This is a genomic window from Klebsiella sp. X13 (genome assembly GCF_003323835.1).
Lineage (GTDB): Bacteria > Pseudomonadota > Gammaproteobacteria > Enterobacterales > Enterobacteriaceae > Klebsiella > Klebsiella ornithinolytica.
Genome location: NZ_CP030874.1, coordinates 3,278,064 through 3,296,032, shown reverse-complemented (window position 1 = coordinate 3,296,032; position 17,969 = coordinate 3,278,064). Strand labels below are relative to the sequence as shown.

Genomic DNA, 17,969 nt, shown 5'->3' with positions numbered 1-17,969 from the left:
GTGTTTCCATCTCTGATGTCCGCCTAATATTACTGCGACTTAAGAATAAATTCCTGTGTAACGCGTTGAACGATTTCACAATAGCCAGTGGCGTCCCAGGCCGCCCGGCCAATGAAGAGACCGTCGACATCCTCTTGTTGCAGTAATTCCACCGCATTTTGCTTGTTAACGCTGCCGCCGTAGAGCAGGGGGATTTGCAGCCCGGTTTCCTGACCAAAAAGTTCACATAGCCCCTGGCGTAGCGCCCGATGGATCTCTCCTGCTTGCTCCGGACGGGCCGGCGTACCCTGTTCGCCAATCGCCCAGATTGGTTCATAGGCAACAAGCGTGTCTACAACCTGCTGCCGGCTTAAGCCATGAAGGGCGATTTTCATCTGACGGACGACCGTTTCGCGCGAGACCTGCCAGCTTTTCTCTTCGGCGCTGTCGCCAATACATATCAGCGGACGCAAGCCATGACGCAACGCGCTATGGACCTTTCTGTTAATGGCGGCGTCGGTTTCGTTGAAGGCACCGCGTCGTTCGGAATGACCGAGCTCAACAAGCGTCGCTCCCGCTTCCAGCAGCATGTCTGCGGATATTTCACCTGTCCATGGACCGCTGTCGGCTTCATGCATATTTTGCGCGCCGGTCAGACAGCGAATATGTCGCTCCTGCAAATAGCGGCTGACCGGATGAATGGCCGTAAAAGGAGGGATGACAAAAGGCTGAATATCCGGATGAACAACCTGCCCCAGACGCTGCGCCAAAATCTCGCACCATTGCATCGCTTCGGAAAGCGGCTTGTTCATCTTCCAACTGGTGCCTAACCAAATTGTCTTCATCTTTCGTTCTCCATCGTAAGTAAATCAATGCGTTGTGAACATGGTTTATTCACCGCTGTGAAAGATTGAACTTTTTATCACTGTGTGAACATATGTTAGATCACATTTTTTTATTAAATAATTCGGTTGATTTTTTTATGTGACAAAGATCACCAATATCTTCTTAATCCTCAGGTAATGTTTTGCTCATATGATTAGCAAGTGAACATATGAACAAAATGACGTTCAACTACGAGAGGCCCACGATGTCACAAGAAAAAAAACCTGTTGTCGCAATCACTATCGGCGATCCTGCTGGGATCGGCCCGGAGATCACCGTTGCCACCATGATGGATAAAAGCGTGTATGACGAGTGCCAACCTTTTCTGATTGGATCGATCCCCATTGTCGCCCGGGCGATGAAGATCATGGGATGTGATTTTGCGTTGAACAAAATCACACACCCGGAGGAAGCGCTGTATCGCTGGGGAACCATCGATGTGATGGAAACCGGCGATTACGATTGCGACAGCATTGAATGGGGAAAAGTGCAGCAGTTGGCGGGAAAAATGTCGCTAGATTATGTGATGAAATCCATCGAATTAGGTAAAGCAGGCCTGATTGATGTGGTCTCGACGGCGCCGATTCATAAAGAAGCGATTAAGCTGGCAGGCTGTAAATTACCGGGTCATACCGAGATCTATCAGGTTGAAACGCAGTCAGATTATGGCCTGACGATGTTTCATGTTCAAAAATTGCGGGTGTTCTTCGTCAGTCGCCATATGGCGTTGAAAGCGGCGTGTGATTATGCCAACAAAGAACGCGTGCTGGCCTGCGTACAGCAAATTCACCATGAGTTCACCGCCCTCAAAATTGCCAATCCGCGTATCGCGGTTGCGGCGCTTAACCCGCACGCTTCTGATAACGGCCTGTTTGGTCACGAGGAAGCGGACAACCTGATTCCGGCGGTGAAGGCGGCGCAGGAGATGGGAATCAATGCGATTGGCCCGGTTCCGGCGGATTCGGTATTCCATCTTGGCAAGCAGGGACGTTATGACGCGATCCTTTCCCTGTACCACGACCAGGGGCATATCGCCTGCAAAACCCTCGACTTTGAACGCTCCATTACTATCACCTTCGGCCTGCCGTTTATGCGCAGCTCCGTTGACCACGGGACCGCTTTCGATATTGCCGGTACTGGCAAAGCAGGAACCGTCAGCATGCTGGAATCGACGCTGGTCGCGGCGCGTTACTGGAAAATGAAACATCAATAATCGCGGGCGTTAATGCGAATCAATGAGGACAAAGAGATGGAAAAGCATCTGTTGATTAGCAAAGGCAGTAAAGGCTGGGGTGGGCCGCTGACGATTGATATCCATCAGAGCAAAAAGATTGCTTATATCACCGGGGGATTGGTTCCCCCGGTTGTTGAACGACTGAGTGAGCTGACCGGCTGGCCTTCCGTTGACGTCTTTAAGAACGGCGAGCCACCGGAAGACGAAATTGGTTTGATGGTTATTGATTGCGGCGGTACGTTGCGCTGTGGGCTCTATCCGAAACGGGGTATTCCGACTATCAACCTGCATCCAACCGGTAAAAGCGGTCCGCTGGCGGAGTTTATTCATGAAGGCATCTATGTTTCCGGCGTGACGCCGGCCTGCATCGAAATGGTCTGGCCGCAAGGGGAAGGCGGTAAGCTGGGGATCGTCGCCGACGATCTGACCGGTGCGACCACCGTTGGGGTATTACTGGCGCGCAGCGGTTTAAAAACCGCCGCGTTCTTCGATACCGAATCCTTCGCTCGCAATGAGGTGGAGTATCCGGCGATGGTGGTCAGCAGCGACAGCCGTCCTCTGCCGAAAGCGGAAGCCCAGCAGCAGGTCAGCGCCGCGGTGAAACAGCTGCAGACCCGCGGCGCGCACTACTTTACCAAGCGTATCGATACCACCCTGCGCGGCGGCATAGGTTTTGAAATCGACGCCATGCTGGAGCAACTGCCGCTGGAAACGGTTGCCGTTGTGGTGCCGGCTATGCCGCAGTCGCGGCGTATTCTGGTTGGCGGCTACTCGGTGATTGACTCCGTCGCGCTTTCACGCACAGATGTGGCACGCGATGTACGCACTCCGGTTACCGAGTCCTGGGTGCCGGGGCTGCTGGCGGCGCAGACTCATCATCAGGTTGGACATATCGCGCTGGCCTCGGTGATGAAAGGCGAGGGGCAGTTGCAGGAGGATCTCCAGGAACAGCAGCAGCGCGGCGTGCGGGTGATTGTGGTCGATGCCATTACCGTGGAAGATGTCGATGCGATTGCCGGGGCGGTGGTTGCGCTGAACTGGAACGTACTGGCGGTCGACCCGGGCCCCTTTACCGAACGACTGGCGGTGCGTCGTGGCCTGATGCGGGAGACGCGAAGTAGCGTATCAGCGACGACGGCAGCGGAAAGCCAGCGCGGATCGATTCTTGTGGTTGCCGGTAGCGCAACGCCGGTGACGAAAAAGCAGCTCCAGCATCTGATCGCCAATGATGAAAGGGTTTGCCACATCCCCGTTGACGCCGAACTGTTGGTCGACAGGAAAAACGCCGCTGAAATCGAAGTTAATCGCGTGGTACAGCATGCCCGGCAGTGCGTACCGGCGCAGCAGAACGCCATATTCGTTTTTGAATCAGCGTTAACCGGACGACTGCTGGATCTACAGGAAGAAGAACAGCGCTTTGGTCTGGCGCACGGTCAGGCTGCGAAAAATATTAACCAGGGATTGGGGAATATTGTCCGTGAAGTGCTTAGCTGCGCGTCGGGAGAAATTAAAGGTCTGTATATGACCGGTGGCGACACGATGGTGAATGTTCTTAAAGAACTCGGCGCCACGGGAATTGAAATGATTGACTATGTGATACCGCAAACCGATATGGTGCGTATTATCGGCGGCGATTATGCCGGCCTGATTTGCATTGGTAAAGGCGGTTTAACCGGGCCGGAGGATATTATTAGCACCATTGTCGAAAGAATTTATAAAGAAGCACAGCAATAATTAATAATTCATATAAATAAAAATCGGCGTAATGGTCGTCTGGGTAGTATTGCGTCGTTATCTCTGTCAAATCATAATTTATGAGTTACCCTATGAACATAAATATACTTGAAAAGATGAATAAGGTGCCAGGCGGTTTAATTATTATCCCACTGCTTGCGGCGATTTTTATTAATACCCTGGCCCCCGAAGTGCTGGGCATCGGTGGCCCGACAACCGCATTATTCAAAGTCGGTTCCAGCGCGATGATGGGGATTTTCCTACTCATTTGCGGCACCTCGATTAATATCCGTCAGGCCGGGCTGCCGCTTTATAAAGGTGCGGTACTGCTATTCCTTAAATGTCTCGCCGGCGCGCTGGCAGTGTGGGCTGCGGGGGCGCTGTTCGGCCCTAACGGTTTCCTCGGGATTTCCACGCTGGCGCTGATTGCCTGTTTAACCAGCTCCAACAGCTCGCTGTATATCGCGCTGTGCAGCAACTACGGCGATGCCAGCGACGCCGGGGCGATCTCCGTCTTCTGCGTCAAGGACGGCCCGTTTGTTACTATGATGGTGCTGGGGGTCAGCGGCCTGGCCAATATTCCTTTCGCCGCGCTGCTGTCGATGCTGATCCCGCTGCTGATTGGGATGCTGTGGGGCAACCTTGATGAGCGCTTTAAACAGCTGTGCGCCGCCGCTCAGCCGCTAATCATTATTATTATGTCGTTTGCTATCGGCGCCAATTCCAGTATCAACACGGTATTTACCGCCGGTCTGTCGGGGATCCTGCTCGGCATTATCTCTGCGGTGACCGGCATTGTGTTCTATTTTATCTACAACCTGTTCCTGAAGAAGAAAACCGCGCTGGGAGCCGCGCTGGGTACGACGGCAGCCAGCTCGGCGCTGACGCCAGCAATGGTCGCTCAAGCCGACCCCTCGCTGGCGATGTACGTTGATGCCGCCACCGCACAGCTGGCGACGGCGAGCATCATCACGATGATTACCGCGCCGGTACTGGTGGCCTGGTTTGATAAACGTCTGAAAAAGCGCGCGCCGGTGGTTGAACCGGTGAAAGAAAAGAGCAGTGAAGAGAAGGTGGCATTATCTTCTCATGCCGCAAAAGGAAACAAATAATATGACTGTGCCGTTGTATTCATTACTTATCACGGCTGTCGGGGAGTATGTTGAAAACTATCTGCAGGAACAGAAGCTAATCTTATTCTCTGAGCCCGTTCCTGACGATATTGCGATGTATTGCGCGGTACACCGGGGCAGTGAGCTAACGGCTGAATTATCACCCGGGCAGATAATGAAAATAAATCAGGCTATTTATCGGGTGACGGCGGTAGGTAGTGTTGCAACGGCAAATTTAAAACAGCTTGGCCATATCACTTTAAATTTTGATGGTGCTGCAACGGCTGAATTACCGGGGATGGTACATCTGTGTGGTCAATCACCACATGATATCCAGCGTGGTGACCGAATATCTTTCTATCAGGATCTAAATTAAGACCTGGAGCTAAATTAAGGAAATTATCATGAAAACAATCGCTATTGGTGCGGATGATGCCGCCTATGCTTTCCGCGACGCTATCGTCGCTTATCTGAATGGGCTCGGGATGAAGGTCGCGGATTACAGCAGCGATAAACGCCAGGGCAGTACGGTCTATCCGGATGTTGCTCATGCGGTGGCGATGTCGATAAAGCAGGGCGAGCACGATCGCGGCATCCTGATTTGCGGCACCGGTATTGGGATGAGCATTGTGGCGAATAAAGTACCGGGAGTACGTGCCGCCCAATGCCACGATACTTTCTCCGCCGAGCGGGCGCGCAAAAGTAATAACGCGCAGATTATTACCCTTGGCGCGCGCGTGATTGGCCCGGAGCTGGGCAAAAAAATTATTCAGGCCTGGCTTGAATCCGAATATGAAGGCGGCGGCTCCGCGTCAAAAGTGGAGCGTATCGACTATTACGAACACCAGCACGCCAGAGATTAATATCCGCAGTCGTAATATAAGGAACAGACTATGAGCCAGTTAGACGAGCTGAAAAAATATACCACCGTGGTGGCCGATACCGGTGATATCGAATCGATTAAAAAGTTTGCCCCGCAGGATGCCACCACCAACCCTTCGCTGGTGCTGAAGGCCGCGCAGCTCCCGCAATATCAGGCGCTGATTGCCGACGCAATCGGCAAGGCGCGTCAGCAGGGCGGCAGCGCAGAAACCCAGCTGATTAACGCCTGTGATCAGGTCGCGGTGGATATCGGCACTGAGGTGCTACGTCACGTGCCGGGGCGTATTTCTACCGAAGTCGATGCCCGTTTTGCCTGGGATCGCGGGATGTGCGTGTCGAAAGCGCGCAAGCTTATCCAGATGTATGCAAAGAACGGCATTGGGCCGGAGCGCATCCTCATCAAACTCGCCGCCACCTGGGAGGGCATTCGCGCCGCAGAGGAGCTGGAGCAGAGCGGCATCAACTGTAATCTGACCCTGCTGTTCTCCTTCGCACAGGCGCGGGCCTGCGCCGAAGCGGGCGTCTTTTTAATCTCGCCGTTCGTCGGGCGTATTTATGACTGGTATCAGAAAAACCAGCCGCAGGCTGAGTATCAGGTCGACAGCGATCCGGGCGTGGTTTCCGTGCGCCAGATTTATCAGTACTACAAATCTCACGGCTACGACACCGTGGTGATGGGGGCTAGCTTCCGCCGCATTGAGCAGATCCAGGCGCTGGCGGGCTGTGACCGTCTGACCATCTCCCCGGCGCTGCTCGATGAGCTGGCCGCCAGTGCAGGGACGCTGAGTCGCCAGCTGGCGCCAGGCTGCGTCACGGAAACTCGCCCCAGCCCGATGACGCAGGCGGCGTTCCTCTGGCAGCATCATCAGGATCCGATGGCGGTGGAAAAACTGGCGGAAGGTATCCGGCTGTTCGCCGTCGATCAGGTCAAACTGGAAAACCAGATTCAGCAGATGCTGTAAGGGCAGGGAAAGAAGCTCATGAACACCACGAAAACCCCCCGCCGTCTGTGCGCCAACGCGCTGCGTGCGCTGAGCATGGACGCGGTACAGAAAGCCAAATCCGGCCACCCCGGTGCCCCGATGGGGATGGCTGACATTGCGGAGGTCCTGTGGCGGGACTTCCTGAGACATAACCCGAACAACCCGGCCTGGGCCGACCGCGACCGCTTTGTGCTGTCCAACGGCCACGGCTCGATGCTGATTTACAGCCTGCTGCACCTCACCGGTTATGATCTGCCGATCGAAGAGCTGAAAAACTTCCGTCAGCTGCACTCTAAGACGCCGGGCCACCCGGAAGTGGGCTACACCGCTGGCGTAGAAACCACCACCGGCCCGCTGGGTCAGGGGATTGCTAACGCTGTGGGCATGGCTATCGCGGAAAAAACGCTGGCCGCGCAGTTCAACCGTCCGGGCCACGATATCGTTGACCACTTCACCTACGCCTTCATGGGCGACGGCTGCATGATGGAAGGGATCTCTCACGAGGTCTGCTCCCTGGCCGGTACCCTGAAACTGGGTAAACTGGTGGCGTTCTATGATGACAACGGTATCTCCATCGACGGTCATGTGGAAGGCTGGTTCACCGACGACACCGCTAAACGTTTCGAAGCCTACGGCTGGCACGTGGTGCGCGGCGTTGACGGTCACGACGCAGACGCCATCAAACGTGCGGTAGAAGAAGCGCGTGCGGTCACCGACAAACCGTCCCTGCTGATGTGCAAAACCATCATCGGTTTCGGTTCGCCGAACAAAGCCGGTACCCACGATTCCCACGGCGCGCCGCTGGGCGATGCAGAGATTGCGCTGACCCGCGAACAGCTGGGCTGGAAATTCGCGCCGTTCGAAATCCCGTCTGAAATCTACGCACAGTGGGATGCCAAAGAAGCCGGTCAGGCGAAAGAAGCGGCCTGGAACGAGAAGTTCGCTGCTTATGCGAAAGCCTTCCCGCAGGAAGCCGCTGAATTCACCCGTCGTATGAAGGGCGAAATGCCGGCTGACTTCGACGCCAAAGCCAGTGAATTTATCGCTAAGCTGCAGGCTAACCCGGCGAAAATCGCCAGCCGTAAAGCGTCGCAGAATGCGATTGAAGCGTTTGGCCCGCTGCTGCCGGAATTCCTCGGCGGCTCTGCTGACCTGGCGCCGTCCAACCTGACTCTGTGGTCTGGTTCGAAAGCGATTAACGAAGACACCGCCGGTAACTATATCCATTACGGCGTGCGTGAATTCGGCATGACCGCGATCGCCAACGGGATCGCTCTGCACGGTGGTTTCCTGCCGTACACCTCCACCTTCCTGATGTTCGTGGAATATGCCCGTAACGCGGTGCGTATGGCGGCGCTGATGAAACAGCGTCAGGTGATGGTCTACACCCACGACTCCATCGGTCTGGGCGAAGATGGCCCGACGCACCAGCCGGTAGAGCAGGTGGCGTCCCTGCGCGTGACCCCGAACATGTCCACATGGCGTCCGTGTGACCAGGTGGAATCGGCGGTGGCGTGGAAATATGGCGTTGAGCGTCACGACGGCCCGACCGCGCTGATCCTCTCCCGTCAGAACCTGGCGCAGCAGGATCGTACTCCTGAGCAGCTGGCGAACATCGCTCGCGGTGGCTACGTGCTGAAAGAGTGCGCCGGTCAGCCGGAGCTGATCTTCATTGCCACCGGCTCTGAAGTGGAGCTGGCGGTTGCCGCGTGGGACAAACTGACTGCCGAAGGGGTGAAGGCGCGCGTGGTCTCCATGCCGTCTACCGACGCGTTCGACAAGCAGGATGCGGCGTACCGTGAATCGGTGCTGCCGAAAGCGGTCTCTGCTCGCGTGGCCATTGAAGCCGGCATCGCCGACTACTGGTTCAAATACGTCGGCCTGAATGGCGCTATCGTTGGCATGACCACCTTCGGTGAGTCTGCGCCGGCAGAGCAGCTGTTCGAAGAGTTCGGCTTCACCGTCGACAACGTGGTCGCGAAAGCGAAAGCGCTGCTGTAGTCATAGCGTCGCAGAACGCGCGGGCTTTGGCTCCATGAAATGAAAAGGGGGTTACCTGACCAACCGGCAGGCAACCCCTTTGACCTCGTCGCCGGGCGGCGCGGTTATTGTTTACCCATCGCGTCTTTGCCCATTTTGTCTTTCGACATTGAATCTTTGGCCATACCATCTTTGCTCATGGCGTCCTTGCTCATACTATCCTTCGACATAGCGTCCTTTGACATCCCATCTTTCGACATACACTCTTTTTTCATGCTATCTTTCGTGCAGTTGTGAGACATCTTACCCATATTATCTTTGGCCATGTTATCTTTCGCCATATTATCGGCAGCGTAGACGCTGGATATACCGAAAAATAAAGCAGAGCACATCAGTAAGGTATTCATTTTTTTCATTTGGTAATTCCTTCATGTTGTATAAATAACGGATGATGACGGCCATAAATTAACTACCCGCGAACCAGTTATAACCCTGGTCTTCCCAGTAGCCGCCGGGGTAACGATTGGTCACTTCAATCGCCATAATATGCTTCGGGTTTTTATAGCCGAGCTTGGTTGGAATTCTTAACTTCATCGGAAAACCATATTTACGCGGCAATAGCTGGCCATCGTAGGTTAATGCAATAATCGTCTGGGGATGGAGCGCAGTGGCCATGTCAATACTGGTATAATAATTATCAGCACAGCGAAAACTGACGTAGCTGGCGCGCAGATCGGCACCGATCCTTTTGAGGAAGAGGGCAAAAGGAACCCCGCCCCATTTACCAATGGCGCTCCATCCTTCCACGCAAATATGCCGTGTGACCTGGCTGACCTGCGCCATTGTATGGAGTTCGGCCAGTGTCCAGGGGCGTTTGTCCGTTACTAATCGCGTAATTTCAAGGCGATAATCGCCGGCATCGATCGTAGGCGCCTGATCCTCGCTATAAAATGCATTAAACGGGAAAGGGCGAGCGATCCTACTTTCGGGATAAACCGGCGCAAGGTTATCAGGATTAAATAACCAGTGTTGAATACGATCGTTAAATCGGGAGATCTGGCTTAAGGTTTTTTCGACCTCGCTGTTATTGCTGATATCGCAACCGGTTAACAGCATCAGGCCGCCAAAGGTTAATCCCTGCCTGATAAAGCGGCGGCGGCCTTCCGATGAGAGCTGCTTGTTAATTTCCCGGCTCGCCTCCTGAACGACGATTGTCTTGTCGGCTGCGGAGAGTAAATTTTTATGATTGTTCACTGTATTTTCCTTATCGTCCGCGGAGTATCGCCAGTAACGTTTTCGGGACCAGCAGCACCATCAGCAGATGAATAACGACAAACCCCATCAGCGCGGACATCGCCAGGAAATGAATCACCCGTGCGGTGTCATATCCCCCGAGTAAAGTTCGTAGCAGCGGAAACTGCACAGACTTCCAGATAACCAGACCGGATAGCGCCAGAATAATGCTATCGAGCATGACGAAGAGATAGGCCAGTTTCTGGACGTAGTTATAATGGCCGGGATTGTCATGTGTCAGCCTGCCGCGTAATGCGGAAATAAAATCGTGAATGACCCCTCGTGGCGACAGCGGCCAGAATTGTTTTTTTAAGCGTCCGCTGACAACATTCATCAGCAGGTAAAATACACCGTTAAGAGCAAATAACCACATTGCTGAAAAATGCCATTGCAATGCGCCGGCCAGCCAACCGCCAAGAGTCAGTGCATCCGGAATATCAAAATTAAACAACGGTGATGCGTTATAAATACGCCAGCCGCTGGCCACCATAATTAATATCGAAAGCGCATTGACCCAGTGGCAAATTCTTAACCACAAAGGATGAACGATAGCGGGTTTCACCTGACCTGAGGGGCTGTTCATCATGATATTCCCGGTTATTGCGTTAATCACAGTGTGGCCTGAATCTGTTCGCCGATGTATCACGAAAAGTTAAATTAAATGTGATAACTCGCGATGCAAATGTCGTATAGACTTTCTCTGAAAGCGATCAATAAGGCGGCAGCGATGAAGCCCAAAAAAGTGTTAATTATTGAAGATGATGAAAATATCGCGGAGCTTCTGCAGCTACATTTATGCGAAGAGGGCTATGAAATCAGCCATGCTGCTGAAGGCGTCGGTGGGCTGGCGATGGTCAGGCAGGGCGGCTGGGACGCGCTGATCCTCGATCTGATGTTACCGGGCATCGACGGTCTGGAGATCTGCCGGCATGCCCGCACTATGGCAAGCTACATGCCGATAGTGATAATCAGCGCGCGCTCAAGTGAAGTCCATCGTGTCCTGGGGCTGGAGCTCGGGGCAGATGACTACCTCGCGAAACCCTTTTCAATGCTTGAACTGGTGGCGCGAGTGAAGGCGCTCTTCCGCCGTCAGGAGGCCATGACCCAGAATCTGATGCAGGACGCCGGCATGTTGCATATTGACCGGCTGGCCATCGACCCGCTTGCGCGCGAAGCGCGCCTGCGCGATCTCCCGCTTGACCTGACGCCGCGCGAGTTCGACCTGCTGTGGTTCTTTGCCAGGCATCCCGATAAGGTCTTTTCCCGCATCAGCTTGCTCAACCAGGTCTGGGGCTATCAGCATGAAGGGTATGAGCATACGGTCAACACGCACATTAATCGGCTGAGGATGAAAATAGAAGATAATCCGGCGGAGCCGGAGTTTATCCTGACGGTTTGGGGAAAAGGCTACAAATTTACGGCCCCGCACCCCGAGCCTGGCTGCTGAAACATTCCGCCGGCGCGAGTCGAATGCGGCGCGAGTACCACTCGTACTTTCTTCGCTGCGCGCCGCTGTCTCGCTCGCCGTTCACCGGCCTCTCTTCTGCCGATAGCGCGCGCTGTCGCGGCGGGTGAAAAGCCATCTCCCATCACATTCCCCGCCGCCAGACGAGAATTGTTGTGCGTGAACGCTAAATTTTGCACATCTGTTTTGGTTGGCTGCCCGGGTTGTTGCCAGATTTAGTGAGTGTTCGCGTGCACACCGGACCGCATCACTTACACAACATATCAGCCAGTCGCGGAGTATCAGTCATGCATCCACCGATGATGTATCAGGATTTAACGACCCGGGCGCTCATTGAACATGCCGCGCGATATCATAGCGATACGGGAATTGTCTCGGTCGGGACGTTGGGGGGAAGGGAGTACAGTACCTGGGGAGAGGTGGCGGATAACGCCCGGCATCTGGCCTCCGCCATGCATCTGCTGGATCTCCCGGCAGGCGCCCGTTGCGGCACGCTGGCGTGGAATAATCGCCGTCATCTGGAAATCTATTTTGGCATCAGTTCTGGGGGATGGGTGACGCATACCATCAATCCACGCCTGTCCGCGGAACATCTCGCCTTTATCATCAATGATGCCGCGGACGAGATTCTGTTTTTCGACTACACCTTTCTGCCGCTTATCTGCGCGCTGCGGCCCCAATTGCCAACGGTAAAGCATTTTGTTCTGCTGGCGCCGCGGAATGACGAAGCGCTCGCCGCGCTGGATGCGCTGCTGTTTTTTGATGAGCTGGTCGCTGAAGCGGATCCGGCGTATCGCTGGCCCGAGGTGAGCGAAGATTCTCCAGCCTCGCTGTGCTATACCTCCGGGACCACGGGGAAGCCGAAAGGGGTGCTGAATACCCACCGCTCGCTGGTACTGCATACGCTGAGCGGCAATCAGCCGGATGCGGCCGGTATATCGGCACAGGACACGCTGCTGCCGGTGGTGCCGATGTTCCACGTCAATGCCTGGGGCACGCCTTTTATTGCCGCGATGGCGGGCGCTCGCCTGGTTCTGCCGGGGCCGAATCTGGACGGCGACAGCCTGCTGCGGCTGCTGAGCGAAGAGCAGGTCAGCGTCGCCTTCGGCGTTCCGGTCATCTGGGCCGGTTTGCTTGCCGCGCTGCGTAAATCGGATATTCGCCTGCCGCATTTTAAACGATCTTTTGTCGGCGGGTCGGCGCTGCCGCCGTCGATGATTGAAGTCTTCCGCCGCGATTATGATATTGCGCTGATTCATGCCTGGGGGATGACCGAGACTTCGCCCATCGGCACCATCAACACGCCGCTGAGCAAACATAAGGCCCTGACCCAGGAGACACAGGAAAAACGGGGGCACGGTCAGGGACGCGTCATTTTTGGCATCGATCTGCGGGTGGTGGATGCGCAGGGCCAGACGCTGGCCAACGATGGCGAAAGTCAGGGCTATCTGCAGGTGCGCGGCCATTGGGTGGCGGCAAATTACTATGGTCGTCCCGATACGGCGTTGACCGATGACGGCTGGTTCGATACCGGCGATATTGGCACTCTTGATGAGAATGGCTACCTGGTGATTCACGATCGGGCGAAAGATATCATTAAGTCCGGCGGAGAGTGGATCTCGACGGTGGAGCTGGAGAATATTGCCCTTGCCCATCCGGCGATTCGCAGCGCGGCGGCGATTGCGGCGCAGCATCCGCGCTGGGATGAGCGTCCGGTGCTGCTGTGCGTCAGGGCAGAAGGGGGCGAAATTGAAGAGCCGGAGCTGCTGGCCTGGTACCAGGCACGGGTGCCGAAATGGCAGCTGCCGGACCGGATTCTGTTCATCGATGCGCTCCCCGTCAGCGCCACCGGTAAAGTCCTGAAAAACCGACTGCGCGCCGAGTTCGGTCAGATTCTGATGGCGGATGGGCGCGAGGCGGGCTAAATCGGTTTTTGGCCGCCCTAAGGTTTATGCCCCGTGAGCCAGGGGCATAAGCATTTTGCTTTCTCTGTAAGCGGCGAACAGTAAAAAAATGATGATATAAAGACAACAGATCAACGCCATCGCGCTGATGTAAGCCGGCAGGTGGGTGACGTAAATCAGGCTGCACGAGAGAATGACCAGAACGATGCCGGTATACATAGGGTGGGGAAGCCATCTAAAAATGCCGGTTCTGATAGCCGATACGCCGGGCAGATAGTAACCCGCCCAGGTATGGCACCGGCCTAAATCAAGTTTGCCTTTTATCATCAGGATATTACCGATCACGGCAATCGCCAGACATCCCCATTCAATCAGGCTAATGGTTGCCACCAGAGACAGGCTATAGCCAAAAATAAGGATCGGAACCAGCCACATGAACCTTAAGAGTTTGATCGCGGCGACAGGAAACAGAGGAGAGGCCTCGGCCGGCTGCTTGTGCGGAATGATAAAGGCGGTAAATACGACCAGATTGAACAGTGCCAGAAACAGCCATACCGTCGCCATCATGATTAACCTCGAGCCGGACATTCAGCGGTGTCATGAGGAAAAGTGTAGCTGAGCCACGCAGAGAGAGGACAAAAAAACGGCGGAGCCGGGGCTCCGCCTGACGGGATTAACGGCCCGCTTTTAGCTTCTGATAATACTCTTCATACAGGGTGCTGGCGCTGCCGACATCGTTTTGCCATTCGCCTTTGGCGATGGTGTCGGCATCCGGGTAGAGCGACTTATCATTGGCGACTTCCGGGCTGAGCATTTTACGCGCGGCGAGGTTTGGCGTCGGGTAGCCGATGGTTTCCGCCACCTGTTTTGCCACTTCCGGGCGCAGCAGGAAGTTAATCAGCTTGAGCGCGCCGTCGACGTTTTTCGCATTCGTCGGAATCGCCAGGCTATCCATCCAGAAGATCCCGCCTTCTTTCGGCCAGACGACCTCGAGCGGCGTGCCTGACTGGCGGGCAACCCATGCCGAACCGTTCCACACCATGCCGAGATTCACTTCGCCTTCCATATAGGGGTTGGCCGGGTTATCGGAGTTAAACGCCGCCACGTTAGGCATCAGTTTTTTCAGCTCGTTGTAGGCGGCTTCAATCTCTTTCGGGTCGGTAGTATTGCCGGAATAGCCCAGCTTACGTAAGGCAACCTGGAACACTTCCCGCGCATCGTCGGTCAGCAGCAGGCTGCTCTTATACTCTGGTTTCCACAGGTCGGCCCAGCTGGTGACGGTTTTCGGGTCGATAGCATCGCTATTGACGCCAATGGCCGTAGCGCCCCAGATGTAGGGAATGGAATAATCGTTGCCCGGATCGAACGGTTTATTCAGCATCTGCGGATCGAGGTTATTGAAGTGAGTCAGCTTGCTCTTATCGATCTTCTGCAACATGCCTTCTTTACGCATCTTGTCGACGAAATAGGTGGAAGGCACCACCAGATCGTACGCCCCGTCTTTATAGGTTTTGAGTTTGGCATACATGGTTTCATTCGACTCGTAAGTGGAATAGATAACCTTGATGCCGGTCTCTTTGGTGAACTGCTCCAGCAGACCCGGCGGCACATACTCGGTCCAGTTATAGAAATAGAGCGTTTTGCTGTCGTCCGCATGCGCGGCGCTGATACCCATTACCAGAGCGCCCGCTGCGAGCAGGTGGCGTGACCATTTTTTCATTTTAACGTCCCCTGAGTTTTATCACGTGCAATCAATTGGCTGGCGATGACCATCACCAGCGACAGAACTAACAGAATCGTCGCCAGGGCGTTCACTTCCGGCGATACGCCCACTTTGACCATCGAGTAGATCTTCAGTGGCAGGATCTCGTAACCCGGGCCGGTTACGAATGACGATACCACCACATCATCCATCGATAGCGTAAAGCTCAACAGCCATCCGGCGGCCACGGCAGGCAGCGCCAGCGGCAGAAGAATTTTACGCAGAATGGTCAACTCGCTGGCGCCCAGATCTTTCGCCGCCTCCAGCATCCGCACATCAAAACCTTTGAGACGCGAATAGACCGTCACCACCACGAAAGGCAGGCAGAAGGTGATGTGCGAAAACAGCAGCGACCAGAACCCGAGCTGGATGCCGATCAGCATAAACAGCACCAGCAGGGAGATGGCCATGACGATATCCGGCGACATCATCACCACGAACAGCATCCCGCTGACGAACGGTTTACCACGAAAACGATAGCGATACAGCGCGACGGCGGTCAGCGAGCCGATCAGCGTCGCAAAGGTGGCCGATAGCACCGCCATGGTCAGCGAGTGCTGCGCTGCCTGCAGCAGGCTATCGTTGTTCATCAACAGGCTATACCACCGGGTGGTGAAGCCCTGCCAGTTAATACCAAAGCGCGAACTGTTAAACGAGTTGACGATCAGAATAATGATCGGAATATAAAGGTAAGCATAAATGGCGGTCATAAAGCCGCCGCGCAGCAGTCGACCGATCATTCGAGCTCCACCTTCTTATTCAACAGACGCGCCGCGCGCCAGTAAATTAACAGCATCAGGCCCATAACCAGCGTCAGAGTAATGCTGGTTGCGGCGCCAAACGGCCAGTCGCGGATATTCAGGAACTGACTCTTGATAACGTTACCGATCAACAGGTTTTTAGCGCCGCCCATCAGATCCGAGACGTAGAACAGCCCCATCGCCGGCAGCATCACCAGCAGGCAGCCGGCAATAATGCCCGGCATCGTCAGTGGAATAATGATGCGGATAAAGGTTTGCAGCTTGCTGGCGCCCAGATCCCTTGCCGCTTCCAGCAGAGGACGATCCAGCTTCTCAATACTGGAGTAGAGCGGCATCACCATAAACGGCAGCAGAATATAGACCAGTCCGATGATGACCGCGGACGGGGTGTACATGATGCGCAGCGGCGTATCAATCACCCCCAGCCACAGCAGAAACTCGTTGAGATACCCTTTGGTGCTGAGGAATATTTTCAGCCCGTAGATACGGATCAATGAGTTGGTCCAGAACGGCACGATCAGCAGAAACAGCAGCAGCGGACGCACTTTTTCCGGCAGCCTGGCCAGAAACCAGGCGAAAGGATAGCCGAGCGCCAGGCAGGCCAGGGTCGCCAGCAGCGCCATATTGAGCGAGTGCAGCAGCACGTCGTAATAGAGCGGATCCAGCAGGCGCGTGTAGTTATCCAGCGTGAAGACCAGCTTGACGAAACTGGCGTCGTCGCGGGTCAAAAAACTGGTACCGATGATCATCAGGTTGGGCAGGAACACAAACAGCACAAGCCAACCCACGATAGTGGCGATCACCACATTCTGGAATTTACTTGTGTTCTTCATCTGCCAGCACAACCTCCCAGCTTTCTACCCAGTTAATGGCCATTTTCTGGTCAAGCGGGTGGTCAAAGTCCGGATCGTCTTCGTTAAAGAATTCACTGACCATCACCATTTTGCCATTTTCCAGTTCGACAACCGACTCCAGCGTCATGCCTTTGTAGTTGCGCTCGCGGATGTAGCCGATCAGTCCGTCGGCATCGCTGCCGTCGTGGACTTCATCGACGCGCAGATCTTCCGGGCGCAGCAGAACGTTCAGCCGCTGGCCCCGCTTGACGGGGAAGTTGACGTAGATATTGCATTCACGGCCTTCAACACTGGCGCGGACGCGCTGCTCGTCAAGGCGTTCAATGACCGTTGCATTAAACAGATTAATCTCGCCGATAAAACTGGCGACGAACAGGTTTTTCGGCTCTTCGTAGATTTCACGCGGCGTGCCGTCCTGCTCGATTTTCCCATCGCGCATGACCACGATGCGGTCGGACATGGTCAGGGCCTCTTCCTGATCGTGGGTGACGAAGACGAAGGTGATGCCAAGCTTACGCTGCAGCGCCTTCAGCTCGTTTTGCATCTGTTTACGCAGCTTGTAATCCAGCGCCGACAGGGACTCATCCAGCAGCAGCAGGCGCGGTTTGTTGACCACTGCCCGGGCGATAGCCACCCGCTGCTGCTGGCCGCCGGAGAGCTGATGCGGTTTGCGTTGGGCAAACTCCTCCAGCTGGACCATGCGTAGCGCATCGAGGACGCGAGGCGTGATTTCCGCCGCCGGCGTTTTCTGCATCCGCAGACCGAAGGCGACGTTTTCGAATACGCTCATATGGGGAAACAGAGCGTAGCTTTGAAAGACGGTATTGACGTGGCGGTTTTCCGCCGGAACATGAGTGATGTCCTGATCTTCGAGATGAATTCGCCCGCTGTCGACGTTTTCAAGCCCGGCAATAAGACGAAGAACGGTGGTTTTACCGCAGCCAGAGGGGCCAAGCAGGGTGAGAAACTCACCGTTGTTGATGGTCAGATTCAGATCTGAGATAACCGTTTTTCCATCAAAGCTTTTGCGAATTCCCGCCAGTTGCACCAGCGGCGAAAGCGAACGCGGTTGTATATTCAATTTTTAACTCTGTCCCATGTAGACGCAGCGGACGATTGACCGTTGCGGGGTTTGTGGTTA

Annotated in this window: 18 protein-coding genes; 9 read left to right on the top strand and 9 right to left on the bottom strand. The window is 54.9% G+C overall.

Going from position 1 to position 17,969, the window contains the following annotated elements; all coding sequences use genetic code 11:
- Positions 1–29: 29 nt before the first annotated feature.
- Entirely contained in the window at positions 30–824 is a 795-nt protein-coding gene (locus DSD31_RS15660) for a triose-phosphate isomerase (RefSeq protein ID WP_004860565.1), read from the bottom strand.
- 245 nt (positions 825–1,069) lie between these two features.
- Between DSD31_RS15660 and pdxA the strand changes: the two genes are divergently transcribed.
- The 7 genes from pdxA (at position 1,070) to tkt (ending at position 8,810) form a co-directional block, all read left to right on the top strand.
- A complete protein-coding gene (pdxA, locus tag DSD31_RS15655; protein WP_004860567.1) occupies positions 1,070–2,077 on the top strand; it encodes a 4-hydroxythreonine-4-phosphate dehydrogenase PdxA in 1,008 nt (335 codons plus the stop codon).
- Positions 2,078–2,113: 36 nt separating this feature from the next.
- A complete protein-coding gene (locus tag DSD31_RS15650) occupies positions 2,114–3,832 on the top strand; it encodes a four-carbon acid sugar kinase family protein (protein WP_004860572.1) in 1,719 nt (572 codons plus the stop codon).
- 92 nt (positions 3,833–3,924) lie between these two features.
- Complete coding sequence (locus DSD31_RS15645) at positions 3,925–4,944, top strand: 2-keto-3-deoxygluconate permease (RefSeq protein ID WP_004860575.1); 1,020 nt, start codon at positions 3,925–3,927, stop codon at positions 4,942–4,944.
- 1 nt (position 4,945) lies between these two features.
- Positions 4,946–5,320 (top strand): PTS glucitol/sorbitol transporter subunit IIA, encoded by a 375-nt coding sequence (locus tag DSD31_RS15640; protein WP_032717213.1) that lies wholly within the window; start codon positions 4,946–4,948, stop codon positions 5,318–5,320.
- Between the two features lie 28 nt (positions 5,321–5,348).
- Positions 5,349–5,807 (top strand): ribose 5-phosphate isomerase B, encoded by a 459-nt coding sequence (gene rpiB / locus DSD31_RS15635; RefSeq protein ID WP_004860583.1) that lies wholly within the window; start codon positions 5,349–5,351, stop codon positions 5,805–5,807.
- Positions 5,808–5,837: 30 nt separating this feature from the next.
- Positions 5,838–6,788, top strand: a complete 951-nt coding sequence (gene tal / locus DSD31_RS15630; protein ID WP_004860586.1) for a transaldolase — start codon at positions 5,838–5,840, stop codon at positions 6,786–6,788.
- Between the two features lie 18 nt (positions 6,789–6,806).
- Positions 6,807–8,810 carry a transketolase gene (gene tkt, locus DSD31_RS15625; protein ID WP_113991169.1) on the top strand — a complete coding sequence of 668 codons (2,004 nt, stop codon included), beginning with the start codon at positions 6,807–6,809 and terminating at the stop codon, positions 8,808–8,810.
- Positions 8,811–8,914: 104 nt separating this feature from the next.
- Here tkt and DSD31_RS15620 read toward each other — a convergent pair whose 3' ends face one another.
- The 3 genes from DSD31_RS15620 to DSD31_RS15610 are packed head-to-tail and all read right to left on the bottom strand — an operon-like array spanning position 8,915 to position 10,665.
- Positions 8,915–9,205: a pentapeptide MXKDX repeat protein gene (locus tag DSD31_RS15620; protein WP_032717221.1), complete on the bottom strand. Its 291-nt coding sequence runs from the start codon at positions 9,203–9,205 to the stop codon at positions 8,915–8,917.
- A 49-nt stretch (positions 9,206–9,254) separates the two neighbouring features.
- Positions 9,255–10,001 (bottom strand): molybdopterin-dependent oxidoreductase, encoded by a 747-nt coding sequence (locus DSD31_RS15615; protein ID WP_369974015.1) that lies wholly within the window; start codon positions 9,999–10,001, stop codon positions 9,255–9,257.
- 52 nt (positions 10,002–10,053) lie between these two features.
- Positions 10,054–10,665, bottom strand: a complete 612-nt coding sequence (locus DSD31_RS15610) for a cytochrome b/b6 domain-containing protein (RefSeq protein WP_113991167.1) — start codon at positions 10,663–10,665, stop codon at positions 10,054–10,056.
- Between the two features lie 144 nt (positions 10,666–10,809).
- Here DSD31_RS15610 and DSD31_RS15605 point away from each other — a divergent pair, with 144 nt between their 5' ends.
- The gene (locus tag DSD31_RS15605; RefSeq protein WP_004860603.1) at positions 10,810–11,529 is read left to right on the top strand and encodes a response regulator transcription factor; all 720 of its coding nucleotides are present in this window, start codon (positions 10,810–10,812) and stop codon (positions 11,527–11,529) included.
- A 305-nt stretch (positions 11,530–11,834) separates the two neighbouring features.
- On the top strand, positions 11,835–13,472 hold the full coding sequence (locus DSD31_RS15600) for a long-chain fatty acid--CoA ligase (protein ID WP_044351710.1): 1,638 nt from the start codon (positions 11,835–11,837) through the stop codon (positions 13,470–13,472).
- A 24-nt stretch (positions 13,473–13,496) separates the two neighbouring features.
- Here the strand turns inward: DSD31_RS15600 and DSD31_RS15595 are convergent, their stop codons facing one another.
- From DSD31_RS15595 to potA, 5 genes are all read right to left on the bottom strand, one after another.
- Positions 13,497–14,018 carry a methyltransferase gene (locus DSD31_RS15595; protein WP_113991166.1) on the bottom strand — a complete coding sequence of 174 codons (522 nt, stop codon included), beginning with the start codon at positions 14,016–14,018 and terminating at the stop codon, positions 13,497–13,499.
- A 106-nt stretch (positions 14,019–14,124) separates the two neighbouring features.
- Positions 14,125–15,171, bottom strand: coding sequence for a spermidine/putrescine ABC transporter substrate-binding protein PotD (potD, locus tag DSD31_RS15590; RefSeq protein ID WP_064357165.1), 1,047 nt, complete (start codon positions 15,169–15,171; stop codon positions 14,125–14,127).
- Positions 15,168–15,953: a spermidine/putrescine ABC transporter permease PotC gene (gene potC, locus DSD31_RS15585; protein WP_004860615.1), complete on the bottom strand. Its 786-nt coding sequence runs from the start codon at positions 15,951–15,953 to the stop codon at positions 15,168–15,170. The genes potD and potC overlap by 4 nt, the downstream gene beginning before the upstream one ends.
- Entirely contained in the window at positions 15,950–16,807 is an 858-nt protein-coding gene (gene potB / locus DSD31_RS15580; protein WP_004860619.1) for a spermidine/putrescine ABC transporter permease PotB, read from the bottom strand. Before potB ends, potC begins: the two co-directional genes overlap by 4 nt.
- Positions 16,791–17,909: a spermidine/putrescine ABC transporter ATP-binding protein PotA gene (gene potA / locus DSD31_RS15575; protein ID WP_064357164.1), complete on the bottom strand. Its 1,119-nt coding sequence runs from the start codon at positions 17,907–17,909 to the stop codon at positions 16,791–16,793. Before potA ends, potB begins: the two co-directional genes overlap by 17 nt.
- Between the last annotated feature and the right edge of the window lie 60 nt (positions 17,910–17,969).

Bases quoted from the DNA above. Each gene is read 5' to 3' on its own strand.
- DSD31_RS15650 (WP_004860572.1), top strand. From the start codon at position 2,114: ATGGAAAAGCATCTGTTGATTAGCAAAGGCAGTAAAGGCTGGGGTGGG.
- DSD31_RS15645 (WP_004860575.1), top strand. From the start codon at position 3,925: ATGAACATAAATATACTTGAAAAGATGAATAAGGTGCCAGGCGGTTTA.
- rpiB (WP_004860583.1), top strand. From the start codon at position 5,349: ATGAAAACAATCGCTATTGGTGCGGATGATGCCGCCTATGCTTTCCGC.
- potC (WP_004860615.1), bottom strand. From the start codon at position 15,953: ATGATCGGTCGACTGCTGCGCGGCGGCTTTATGACCGCCATTTATGCT.
- tkt (WP_113991169.1), top strand. From the start codon at position 6,807: ATGAACACCACGAAAACCCCCCGCCGTCTGTGCGCCAACGCGCTGCGT.
- DSD31_RS15605 (WP_004860603.1), top strand. From the start codon at position 10,810: ATGAAGCCCAAAAAAGTGTTAATTATTGAAGATGATGAAAATATCGCG.
- potB (WP_004860619.1), bottom strand. From the start codon at position 16,807: ATGAAGAACACAAGTAAATTCCAGAATGTGGTGATCGCCACTATCGTG.
- DSD31_RS15660 (WP_004860565.1), bottom strand. From the start codon at position 824: ATGAAGACAATTTGGTTAGGCACCAGTTGGAAGATGAACAAGCCGCTT.
- DSD31_RS15610 (WP_113991167.1), bottom strand. From the start codon at position 10,665: ATGAACAGCCCCTCAGGTCAGGTGAAACCCGCTATCGTTCATCCTTTG.
- DSD31_RS15595 (WP_113991166.1), bottom strand. From the start codon at position 14,018: ATGATGGCGACGGTATGGCTGTTTCTGGCACTGTTCAATCTGGTCGTA.
- tal (WP_004860586.1), top strand. From the start codon at position 5,838: ATGAGCCAGTTAGACGAGCTGAAAAAATATACCACCGTGGTGGCCGAT.
- DSD31_RS15620 (WP_032717221.1), bottom strand. From the start codon at position 9,205: ATGAAAAAAATGAATACCTTACTGATGTGCTCTGCTTTATTTTTCGGT.
- DSD31_RS15640 (WP_032717213.1), top strand. From the start codon at position 4,946: ATGACTGTGCCGTTGTATTCATTACTTATCACGGCTGTCGGGGAGTAT.
- pdxA (WP_004860567.1), top strand. From the start codon at position 1,070: ATGTCACAAGAAAAAAAACCTGTTGTCGCAATCACTATCGGCGATCCT.
- potD (WP_064357165.1), bottom strand. From the start codon at position 15,171: ATGAAAAAATGGTCACGCCACCTGCTCGCAGCGGGCGCTCTGGTAATG.
- DSD31_RS15600 (WP_044351710.1), top strand. From the start codon at position 11,835: ATGCATCCACCGATGATGTATCAGGATTTAACGACCCGGGCGCTCATT.